Raw genomic sequence first — 10,921 nt, forward strand, 5'->3', positions numbered from 1 at the left:
CATGATGCTCGACGGCGAGCAGTGGGATGAACTCGGCGAAATGAAAGTTGACTAGGTTCCGTTATGACACAGTCTAGTGACGGAACCGTTGCCGCCCTGAGTCCTCTCGACGACAGTGCATTCACTCGAGTCTTGGTGGTCGTAGCGCATCCGGACGATGCAGAGTACGGCACTTCGGCTGCCGTGTCGATGTGGAGCGAACGCGGTATCGAAGTGGGCTATTTGCTGGTCACAGCCGGTGAAGCCGGTATGCAACGGCCGCCGATCGAGGCTCGAAAGATACGTGCCGCTGAACAACGCGAGGCGTGCGATATCGTCGGCGTCGAGCACCTGACCATCCTGGACTTTCCTGACGGGCTGGTTGAATACGGCATCGAACTCCGGAAGGCTATCGCCCGTGAGATTCGGGCGTTTCAACCCGATGTCGTCGTGAGCGGAGCAGGTCAGTTGCAGGTGGACTGGGGACTGGATCACGCAGATCACCGGGCAGTGGGACTGGCAACCATTGATGCAGTTCGGGACGCCGGCAACCAATGGTTATTCACCGAACAGTTCCACGAGGGCCTGACCACCTGGGAAGCACAGACGACGTTGCTCACCGGCACGAAACCCACCCACTTTGTCGAGGTCTCACAGACTGGTGTCGATAAAGCGGTCGCGTCACTAGCAGCGCATAAAGAGTATCTTGCGGACATCCCAGACCATCCTGCACCGGCAGACTTCGTACCTCAGATGCTTGCCGATGCGGGACGGTCCGCGGGCGTGGACTACGCCATGGCGTTCGCGAAATACTAACACTCGTACACTTCTCTATCCTGTGATCGGGACTATTCCCGAAGGGAGTCTCCGATCATGGATAGGGATGTCAGCAGGGCTTCGCGTCCACGTTCGCCACGGTAGGTTGTCAGCAGATCCACGAGTTGTTCTGTGATGAGCATCAGCGTCGCTCGCGAGGTACGCATGAGCTCGTCCTGGAACGAGTCCGTGGTGGGCGGGACCACCAACGCCACATCCGCTGTTTCTGTCACCGCTGAACCGGCGAACGAGGTCATAGCGATCACTTGCGCGCCACCACGTTTGGCTGCGTGCATCGTATCCAGGGTGGCTTTGTTTGCGCCCGAACCGGAGTAACAGAAGCACACCGACCCACTTCCGAGTTGGCGAGCGGTGATCTGCTCGGTCACTGGATCGAGCTGCATTTCTGCAGAGCGCCCGGCCGAATTAAGCCGCTGCACCAGATCGAGTCCGAGCGGACTTGATAAACCGTGCGCGACGACGAGCACACGGCCTGCCTCATCGAGTGCGCGAATGCATTCGTGTAAGAGTTCTTCGGTCAACGCGGAACTTGCGGTGGCCAGCGTCGAGCTGTAATTCGTTATCCTCGTCCGAAGCTGTCCAAGCATTGATGATGCTTCGCTCCCGGATGCAATATCGACCGGCTGGTCCAGTGCCATCTCGTGTACGAGGGCCACCCGTAGCTGGGGGAAGCCATCGTAGCCCAATGACTGGGCAGCACGAATCACAGTCGTTCGTCCGACACCAACGTGTTCGGCTAGCTCCTGCGCGGTCCCTTCGGCTGCTGCTGCGCGGTCGGCCATAATGGCTTCGACAACACGACGCTGATTTGGTTGCAGGGAGGGGACGAGTGAAGCCATTCGCGCAGACGGAGGGGTATCAGACGTTTGTTGCCACAGCACGGGCACGACCACCTTCCATGATCCGACGGCGGATGGCTCCAGAGACGGCATCGATCAGCATGGTCACCACGACCACGACAATCAAGAGCATGCCAACGGTGGGCCATTCCCGGTAGTTCGTATAATTGGCCAGCATACTGCCAACACCGCCGGCACCGATCAGGCCGAGTACGGCTGAGGTTCGGATGTTGATTTCGAACCGGTAGAGAGCAAATGAGATCAGTGATGGTGCAGCCGCTGGCCACAGGGCCCAGCGAGTGACCTCAGCGACGTTGCCCCCGGCAGCGCGCACAGCTTCTGTGGTTCCTTTCGGCAGGGATTCGATGGTCTCGTAGACCCATTTGCTCTGCTGTCCAACACCCGAAATGGCGAGTGCCAGCGCGCCGGTGAATGGTGTCAGGCCGGTGACGGTGAGCAAGATAATCGCGATAATGACTTCCGGAAACGCCCGGATGACAGCGAAGATCATTCGCAAGGGAATGCGCAACCATCTCGGTCCGACTCCCAGGGCGGCAAGCATTCCCAGTGGGATCGATACGAGGACACACAGGATAGCTCCGATCCAGGCCATGGAGATCGACCGCCACATTTCAAACAGTGCCCGCGGCAGCCTGGACCAATCTGGGGATGCGAACATGAGTTGCAGATAGTGCCAGACCTGGCCTGGTACAGCGGGCAAATCGCTCCAGGAAATCTGGAGGGTACCCGTGGCAATGAGAATCACGAGGCCCGCAGCAAAGGCAAATGCCGTGGTCCAGTGTTTGGAGGGCTGCTTCGGCACCTGAGTCCCTGCAGTATCTTGTTCTGAACGCTCAGCGGTGGACAAAACGGATGTCACACGAGCCTCTTTCGAATGAAGTTGGACAGGAGCTCAATGGCGATCACTACGACGAGGATCTCAAGGATGATGATGGATACATCCGAATAAGCGTAGAACGCCCGGCGCTCATCGAGCAGCCGTCCAATACCGCCGGCGCCGACGATACCAAGGATGGCGGAGATGCGTACGTTGAGTTCCAGCGTATAGAGCCATTGGTTGGCAAATAACGGCCAGGTTTGCGCCAATGCTGTACTTCGGTTGATCTGTGTTTGAGTGCCGCCGGCCGCGCGGCCGGCCTCCATGTAAGAGTGGTCAGCAGAGTCGATAGCTTCAGAAACGAGCTTGACCACGATGCCAATATTGAACAGAAATAAAGTCAGCACACCGGGTAACGCCCCGACGCCGACCATGGCGACCAACACGGTTGCATACACCAGGTCCGGGACAGCTCGGATGACGTTGATCATCGTACGTACGATGCTCCGAGTAAGACCATCGGGATTCGTGGGTTTCGCAGCCCAGAGGGTCAGCGAAATCGAGACGACAGCCGATGCCGCAGCACCAACCAGTGCCATTTGCAGGGTTTCAACCATGGGGCGCCACGTGCGCGGTAGGAAGTCGAAGTTCGGTTGCAGCATCTGCAGCATTTTGCTGTACCCGTTGTGCCAGTTATGCACGATCGAGGCCAGGTCAATATTGATGCCGCCAATCGCCGGGATCGTCGTCGCGATCGTGAAAAGCAGCAGTGCTGAGATACCTACCAGGGTGCGCCAGAGCTGGCGTGACTTGGGTGGAATGCGCGCTGCGATATCGTCGGTGGTATCGGTTAGTGCCGTAGTCGTGGTCATGGTCAGTTCCCCAAAAGATCTCGAGCCTGGATGGGGCGACCATAGACTTCTTCAAAGTCCTTGTCGGTGGCATTCTGGACCGGGCCATCGTAGACCAGCCGCCCGTCACGTAGACCAATCAATCTGGTGGTGTACTGTTTGGCCAGATCGATCAGGTGCAGATTGATCAATACCGTAAGACCATATTGCTGGTTGATACGGCGCAGATCACCCATCACCGCATGCGAGGTTGGCGGGTCAAGACTGGCCACAGGCTCATCAGCGAGCATGACACTGGGTTCCTGCGAGAGGGCACGGGCGATTGCGACGCGTTGTTTCTGTCCGCCAGATAATGCCCCCGCTCGGGTCCAAACCGTCTCGAGTATCCCCACTGAGTCGAGTGCACCCAGTGCAATATTCCGATCATGTTTGGTAGGCAGATCCAAGAGTGTGCGCCACAGTGGCAGATGGGCAAACCGCCCGACGAGGACGTTATGCAGAACATCGGTGCGCTCAGCGAGGTTGAACCCTTGGAAAATCATGCCGATCTGGCCGCGTACGTCACGAAGGGCCCGCCCGCTCAGTGCGTTGACCTGATGCGGACCCACCGTGACGACGCCCTGAGTTGCGGCCACGAGGCCGTTGATAGTGCGGATCAGCGTGGATTTGCCGGACCCTGACAAACCGATGATCGAGACCATTTCACCGGGTTCGATCCGTAGTGACACGTCGGATAACGCGCGTGTGCCGTTCGGGTACGTCACTGAGACATGGTCGAGTTCGACTTGCCAGGATGCTGATCCGGCTACGTTGACGGTCTGCGGTGACTGATTTTCGGTGTGCATGATGGCCTCCAACATGAGCTTTAGTTTGCGAACATTTCGAGGATTTCGCCGTAGCGGGCGATTTCCTCCTCGCCGGTCTCTGCGGTCCAGTCGGACAGTCCGACGAGGTCGTACATGACGTCGGCGGCTTCGTCTGAGGACCCTGCATAGTCATCCATGAGGGTGGTGAGTTCTGCGACGAGGTCGTCCGGCAGTGTATTGGCGGCAGCGACACCACCGTTTGGAATCATTTCCGTATAGGTAAAGGCCACCACGTTCTCGGCAGCGTCCGGGGCTTCCTTCACGATTGAATCGCGGGCATCCCAATAGCCGAAGCTTATTTCGGCGTCATCGTTGTGGACGGCCAACACCGCGTTGTTATTGCCTTCGACCGGGACCTGCGTAATATCGTTATCAACATCAATACCGGCATCTTGCATCGCGACTACCGGGTACTGGTAGCCCGCCGGCGAAGTCGCGGCCTGCAGGGCGATTTCGGTACCCGCATCAATGTTCTCCAGCGCTTCAGTACCAACGGGCCCATCCCCGGTGGCTACGTCGCCAGCGGTTTCAAGGCCATTGCAGTAAGCCATTTCGGTGCCGGCGGCATCGTATGTTGCCATTACCGGTTCATCGTCACAGTATGTATCTGGGTTATTTGTGTAACCGACTGCTGCGTAGGAGGTCGCGCCGAACCGAACGTCGCGCAGGATCAGTTCTGCATCGTGTTGCTCGACTGCGTTGTAGAGGGAGCCAGCGTCAGTAATCACGACGTCGGCCTGGTCCGCTCCGAGAGCTTCGACAGTCGCTGCATAATCATTGGCGACCACACCTTCAACGTCGATGCCAAGGTTGTCGGAGAGATACGAGGTCAACGGGTCAAGCGCTTCGGCGAGGTCTTCACCTTCGGTGGAAGGAACCAGGGACAGGGTGATGGCTTCGGGCCAGTCGCCATCGGCGGCGTCGGCTTCTGCGCTGGAATCGCCGGAACAGCCCGACAACAGGAGAACGGAGACGGCAAGCATGCTGATGGTGGCCAGAGGGGTTTTACGCATGGGTATGTTACCTTTCAGAAAATGTGGAAACTGTGTCGGAGTGGTTAGCCGCCTGAGCAGCCCAGGTCTGAATATCGGATGCGAGGTGTTCCAGTGATGCACCGCGCATCGTGACCGGCGCGGTGGACGTCATCGCAGTAGCACCGACCAGAGCCGTGTCGGCTCCAAGCTGGAGCGCTGGTGCAAGGTCATACTCGGCGATGTCACCAATCGCCAGTACGGGTCCGCGGTCAAGGGCGCTTTCGACAATGTTGTAGAGCCCTGCCGGTTTGCCGACATTGAAATGCTGCTCGTCGAAACGGTCTTGAACATTCCAATTGGCAAGTACCCGGTCGACGCCTTCGCCCGGTGCGTTTGTCGCAAGTACCAGGTGGGCATACTGACCGAGTGCTGATAATACAGCTTTCAATTCGGGCATCGATTCAACCGGGGCCTGTGCAGTGCCGAGCTGTGCGCGACTATTGGTATAAGCCGCAGCCATTATCGCTTCAGGAACCCCGTCAGCGGCCCCCAGTGATGCAACGATATTGTAGCCATCACGAAAATCTGTCGCGCCGTTGTCATAGCGCACAAGCTCTGCTTCGACCCGCTGGAGAAACCCGGGGGCCGCCGCCGGCGCAAGGAGCCGCGCATATGCGAGTACCGGGCCGTGGCCAATAGCTAGTGTTCCATCAAAGTCGAAAATAATGCTTGGTGTCACGCAGGGTCCTTTAGGGAAAGAAGTTTTGGACGATGCGTCCACCGTAAGAGGCCGTTATGAACGGTATGACCACTATTGTGTAAACAGTGCATGACTGATCGGTAAAGATCCTGTTCAAGGGTGCAACGTAGAAACCACAAAAAACTCCACCGCACCTGGTCGTAACCGGTGCGGTGGAGTTTTTGTACTTGGGAGTGCTACCCCTTATGCAGGCCCAGTGCGTGTGGCTGTTGGAATTCTCGCAGACCAATCGTGCCCATCTCGCGGCCCATACCGGATTGTTTGATGCCGCCGAATGGTGCTCGCTGATCTAGGCTCGGGGCGCCGTGCGTGTTGTGGAAGACGTAGCCGGCCTCAAGTCGAGCACCCACCTCTTTGGCGGTTTGCTCATTGGCGGTCCACACACTGTTGCAGAGTCCGTATGGGGTGTCGTTCACCATGCGGATCCCCTCTTCGACGTCGTCAAAACTGATGATCGGAATGGTTGGGCCGAACTGTTCCTCGGTGACCACTCGCAGCTCTGGGTCAGGGTCAATGATCAACGAAGGTCGCACAAAGTTACCGCCGGCCCACGCCCCGGTTGGTATCTCACCGAATTCGTGGACCTCGGCACCGGAGTCCTTGGCCTCTTGGACGAGTTCGTTGACGTATTCCAGTTGGCTTCGTTGATGCAGCGGTCCCATGGTGGTTTCGGGATCGCTGGCGGGGCCAAGTTTTACCTGCTCGAGTCTCGCGGTCAGTTCATCGATGAGCTCCTGCTTCTTGCTGGCGTGTACGTAGATCCGCTTGGCGTTCATACAGATTTGTCCGGTGGAACCATAGATTCCCCCGAAGAGGGCGTCCATATTTTCTGTCGTAAACTCTGCGTCTTGCAGTATCAGCACGGCGTCATTTCCACCCAGTTCGAGCAGAACATTGGTCAGCGTTTCTGCCGCCATGGACATAATGCGTTTGCCGCCGTTGACTGAACCGGTGAAACATACCTTGGCGACGTCGGTATTCGACACCAGTGCGCTGCCAATCTCGGCGTCTTCGCCAGTCACCACGTTGAGTACTCCTGCCGGTAGTTTTTCGGCCATGCGTTGTACCGCTCGAGTAATGGCCAGTGGAGCTGAGGGTGGTGGCTTGACGATCACGGTGTTACCCGCCATGAGCGCATAGGGCATTGATGCTCCCAGGATGGCGATCGGCCAATTGAACGGAACAATGACGGTGACCACACCCATTGGCTTATGCGTGACCAGGGTTTCAGTGGGTGGCCCGGGCAGTGTATCTACGGCATCTACCTGATCTGCTAGCCCACAGGCCAGTTCGGTTCGCTGGGCCAAGCCCATCAGGTCGAAGGTGGACTCCCCTACGACTTTGCCGTTTTCTCCTGACAACAGTGCTGCTTCTGTTTCAGCGTTGTTCATCACGGTTTCGGAGGCAGCGAGCAACATTTCGGCTCGGCGCTTTGGCGGGGTGGCGGCCCATTCTGGGAAAGCGGCTTTGGCCGCCGCTACCGCTTCCAGAGCCTGGTTCGCGGTGGCGGATGCGGCCTCGCCGATCAGGTCGGAGGGTTTGGCCGGATTCATAACGCGCATAGTCGCGGTGGTCGTATATTCGTGGCCGCCGTAGTAGAGCGGGGTCGTCAGTATTTGCGTTGCCATGGTCTTTATACCTGTCCTTGTTTACGCCAGGTGCCTTCATAAGACTCCCGTACTTCGGTTGAGTAGGGCACCGGCGAGACGGTGACTCCTACTGCCAGTTGCTGGTGACGCTCGACGGTCGTCTTGTGGCTGCCGCCGTCGGGCTCTCCCCACACCACGCTGAGTCGTGCGCCCGGTTGGATTTGTGGATCGATGATGGCCAGTGAGAGTGCGGTGCGTTCATTTGCCGAATAGCCGGCGAACATGGACAGCCCCACCACGTTGCCGTCGCGGTCGATGACTGAGTCAAAATTCGATGAACCATAGTTGGCGTTTGGTAAATCGAAAAACTTATACGGCAGTTCCGCTGTGCCATATATAGAGGAGTGGATGCGGACCATGTCTCCGCTGTCCCACGCCAGCGTGACTTTGCGACGTTGCAGCGCTGGGTCCATGGCTTCCAATGCCTGCCGGCCGATGAATTCGTGGTCGTATCGAATGAAGCCGCCATAGCCGAGCTCCCACGGGGTGGTGTAATAATCTTCGATCTTGTCGGAGACGAATGACCCGGCAATGGTGTTATTGGCTTCGTAGGAGTCGGTGCTCAACCAGTTGCGGTAGTCGGCAAGCATGTCGTCCCCGGTGTAAATTGCGGGCAACGGGGACGGGATCCAACCGGACTCTAACGTATTGGAGGAGTATGCCCGCGCTCCCACGGCTTTCAGCCCAAATTCTTGGCCGGCTTCCATGATGATTTCGCGCACCTTGTCGTAGTCCGCATATGGGCCCCACAGTTCCAGTCCCGGCGCACCGGCCATGCCATGCCGCAGTGTGCTCACCGTCAGTTCACCAACGTTGAGGGTGCCCATGTGAAAGAACTTCAGCTGCTCTACCGGCCCGCCATGAAGTTTTTCAATAACGTCCCATGCTCTGGGTCCTTGTATTTGGAGGCGCCAGCGTTCGCGATGTACAGCCTTGCCCATCGGGCGAGACGGCGATCGTCGGTCGGCTGTCAGCTCAACGTCATAGTCGCCGTACCGAGCATGGAACATCAACCAGTTGGTTACGGGTGCGCGTCCAACGTAAGTGTATTGGTCTTGTTCTTCGTGGAAGACGATCCCGTCACCGATGATATGCCCGGCCGGTGTGACCGCGACATATTGCTTAGCGCGATTGACCGGAAAGTTCTCGAATGAATTGATCGCTGTATAGGACAAGAGTTTGTGGGCATCTGGCCCCCGGATGATCAGATTATCCATATGGGGGGTCTGGTCAAAAAGTACTGCCGTCTCGCGCCAGGCCATGACTTCGTCGCGCCAGTTCGTGAATTCTGGTGCGACCACCGGGTAAATATAGGCGCCCGTTGGCATATTCCGCATGAGCTCAACCGGGTTCTCGGCCCCATTGAGTAGGTCTTGGAGTGAGCCGACGGGGGCTGCTGATTGACTGGGATGTGCGATAACGCGCTCCTCTGATAAACATCGCTTCTGGTTGCAAAAGCACCACGACGCAACCTGTTGTGCCGTGCGTCACAATTATGAGCATAGTGACGATTCGAATATTTGACAACGAAATTGTTAGCAATGTCGGCGTCGGCTACTGAGTGCGCGCTGAATACCTGCTGGACGCAGCACTCAGTATCCTCTGATAATCTCGCCGAGAATCACGATTTCAATGTAAGGAAGTGCCTGAAATGCCGAAGAAGTTGCTTTTGAGCCTTGCCGCAGCCGCTGCGGCCCTCACCCTGGCAGCATGCGGAGCAGACGGTGAGGAAGACACCAAGGACGAAGCCGCACAAAGCCAAGAGCAGGGTCAGGAAGAAATGCCTGAACCAGATCTCGAAGGCATCCCCGATGTCGTGGCCGAGATCGATGGCGAAGAGATCTCTGGTGACGAATTCTCGAAGAATTACGAAGCGCAGTTCCAGCAGCTGTCGATGCAATCACAAATGACCGGTGAAGAACCGGATCAAGAAGAAATCAAGCAGCAGGCACTGGAGATGATGATCAACAGTGAATTGCTCGTCAACGAAGCCGATGAGGAGGGCTACACTGCCTCCGACGAGGACGTCGATGAGTACCTGGCCACCATGGCTGAAGAAAATGGCATGGACTCCTCGGACGACCTGGTGAAGCAGTTTGAAGAACAGGGCCTGGATGAAGAACGCGTTCGCGAGGACATTCGCAAGGAAGTCCTGATGGAACAGGTCATCGAGACCGTCGATGCTGAAGAACCGTCAGAAGAAGACCTGAAAGAAATGTATGACATGCAGGTCGAACAGCTTGAGGCCATGAACGAGCAGATGGAAGAGGACCAGCAGCAAGAGGTTCCGGAATTCGACGAGTTGAAACCTGACCTCGAGGAGCAGGCTGCTCAGCAGAAAGAAAATGAAGCAGTCGCGGCTCACCTAGAGGGCCTGCGTGAGGACGCTGATATCGAAACCCATATCTAAACTGACCAGCACGTCAGACTCGTCGCATTAAGGCAATTCGGCCGCGATGTATGGATAACGTTCCGTACATCGCGGCCGAAGCCATTAATGGAGTCTTATTCTTGGTCCATCTGCTCTTGACCCATCTGAGAAACAATTTCGTTACGGACTGCTTCGATCTGCTCTTGGGCCAGCCCGAACTGGTGGTCGGAACCAAAGTCGAGCACAATACCGGCGTCGGTAACTGACTGAATGATTGCCGAGCCCGGAACAACGCTTACGTGTGGGGCAGCTTCGGTGAAATCTTCTGGGATACCTTCTGGATCGGTGAACAGGGGCATCACTGGATTGCCGTCGGTATCCTGCAACATCAGTGGGCTAACCGAGCCATCTTCGCCGGCTTGGTCCACGGATGGGAAAACCACCTGTGCATTCAGGAAGGCATTGACGACTTCCACAACATGTTCATTGCTGGTTTCACCTGCAGTAGCGGTGATCAGCTTTTCTCGTAGGTCAGTCTGCTCAGGAAATGCTGCGTCCTGTGTCATCTCAATACCTCAAAATTCTTTCATCGGGGACCTGCTGTCCACAGGCATAACGCCCTCCACGGTACGCAATACAAGGCCTCGTGTGAAATCATCGATGCACGGCGAACTTGTGAACCCCACTCAAGTCTGAGCGACTCAGGATTTCGCGCTGTGCAATCGAGTTTGGGTCGCGGCAAGAATTATCAAGACGACGGCGTTCAGCAGGCACACGGCATGCAAGTTGTCCTGCAAACCAAGGAAGTGCAACCGCACACCCAAGGCTAAACGTCTAACCGTGTATACCCCATTAACACATGTACGCCAGTCCTAAGGTTCGCCCCTGTCCCTGCCAACCTCGTCGTCGATGGACACCACTAATACCGCCGCCACGGTCGCTAACGTCGCTGCTTTG

Annotated in this window: 11 protein-coding genes; 2 read left to right on the forward strand and 9 right to left on the reverse strand. The window is 57.0% G+C overall.

Translation table 11 applies throughout. The features are described from left to right. Window positions 1-63: 63 nt before the first annotated feature. Complete coding sequence (locus L0H14_RS10055; protein ID WP_301419446.1) at window positions 64-795, forward strand: PIG-L deacetylase family protein; 732 nt, start codon at window positions 64-66, stop codon at window positions 793-795. A gap of 32 nt (window positions 796-827) precedes the next feature. Here L0H14_RS10055 and L0H14_RS10060 read toward each other — a convergent pair whose 3' ends face one another. From L0H14_RS10060 to L0H14_RS10095, 8 genes are all read right to left on the reverse strand, one after another. Continuing rightward, on the reverse strand, window positions 828-1,697 hold the full coding sequence (locus L0H14_RS10060) for a MurR/RpiR family transcriptional regulator (protein WP_301419445.1): 870 nt from the start codon (window positions 1,695-1,697) through the stop codon (window positions 828-830). Continuing rightward, window positions 1,675-2,535: a phosphonate ABC transporter, permease protein PhnE gene (gene phnE, locus L0H14_RS10065; RefSeq protein ID WP_301419444.1), complete on the reverse strand. Its 861-nt coding sequence runs from the start codon at window positions 2,533-2,535 to the stop codon at window positions 1,675-1,677. The genes L0H14_RS10060 and phnE (L0H14_RS10065) overlap by 23 nt, the downstream gene beginning before the upstream one ends. After that, on the reverse strand, window positions 2,532-3,365 hold the full coding sequence (gene phnE / locus L0H14_RS10070) for a phosphonate ABC transporter, permease protein PhnE (RefSeq protein ID WP_301419443.1): 834 nt from the start codon (window positions 3,363-3,365) through the stop codon (window positions 2,532-2,534). Before phnE (L0H14_RS10070) ends, phnE (L0H14_RS10065) begins: the two co-directional genes overlap by 4 nt. Window positions 3,366-3,367: 2 nt before the next feature. Beyond that, window positions 3,368-4,189: a phosphonate ABC transporter ATP-binding protein gene (phnC, locus tag L0H14_RS10075; protein WP_301419442.1), complete on the reverse strand. Its 822-nt coding sequence runs from the start codon at window positions 4,187-4,189 to the stop codon at window positions 3,368-3,370. A 20-nt stretch (window positions 4,190-4,209) separates the two neighbouring features. After that, window positions 4,210-5,223 carry a phosphate/phosphite/phosphonate ABC transporter substrate-binding protein gene (gene phnD / locus L0H14_RS10080; protein WP_301421767.1) on the reverse strand — a complete coding sequence of 338 codons (1,014 nt, stop codon included), beginning with the start codon at window positions 5,221-5,223 and terminating at the stop codon, window positions 4,210-4,212. A 7-nt stretch (window positions 5,224-5,230) separates the two neighbouring features. Next, complete coding sequence (locus L0H14_RS10085; RefSeq protein ID WP_301419440.1) at window positions 5,231-5,923, reverse strand: HAD family hydrolase; 693 nt, start codon at window positions 5,921-5,923, stop codon at window positions 5,231-5,233. A gap of 197 nt (window positions 5,924-6,120) precedes the next feature. Beyond that, a complete protein-coding gene (locus tag L0H14_RS10090) occupies window positions 6,121-7,572 on the reverse strand; it encodes an aldehyde dehydrogenase family protein (RefSeq protein ID WP_301421768.1) in 1,452 nt (483 codons plus the stop codon). A 5-nt stretch (window positions 7,573-7,577) separates the two neighbouring features. After that, entirely contained in the window at window positions 7,578-8,930 is a 1,353-nt protein-coding gene (locus tag L0H14_RS10095; protein ID WP_301421769.1) for an aminomethyl transferase family protein, read from the reverse strand. Between the two features lie 314 nt (window positions 8,931-9,244). Here L0H14_RS10095 and L0H14_RS10100 point away from each other — a divergent pair, with 314 nt between their 5' ends. Then, on the forward strand, window positions 9,245-10,003 hold the full coding sequence (locus tag L0H14_RS10100) for a SurA N-terminal domain-containing protein (RefSeq protein WP_301419437.1): 759 nt from the start codon (window positions 9,245-9,247) through the stop codon (window positions 10,001-10,003). 95 nt (window positions 10,004-10,098) lie between these two features. On the opposite strand, the gene L0H14_RS10105 is transcribed toward L0H14_RS10100, so the two are convergent. Beyond that, window positions 10,099-10,530, reverse strand: a complete 432-nt coding sequence (locus L0H14_RS10105; protein WP_301421770.1) for an SseB family protein — start codon at window positions 10,528-10,530, stop codon at window positions 10,099-10,101. Window positions 10,531-10,921 lie beyond the last annotated feature (391 nt).

This window comes from Yaniella sp. (assembly GCF_030453185.1).
In the GTDB taxonomy this organism is placed as follows: domain Bacteria; phylum Actinomycetota; class Actinomycetes; order Actinomycetales; family Micrococcaceae; genus Yaniella.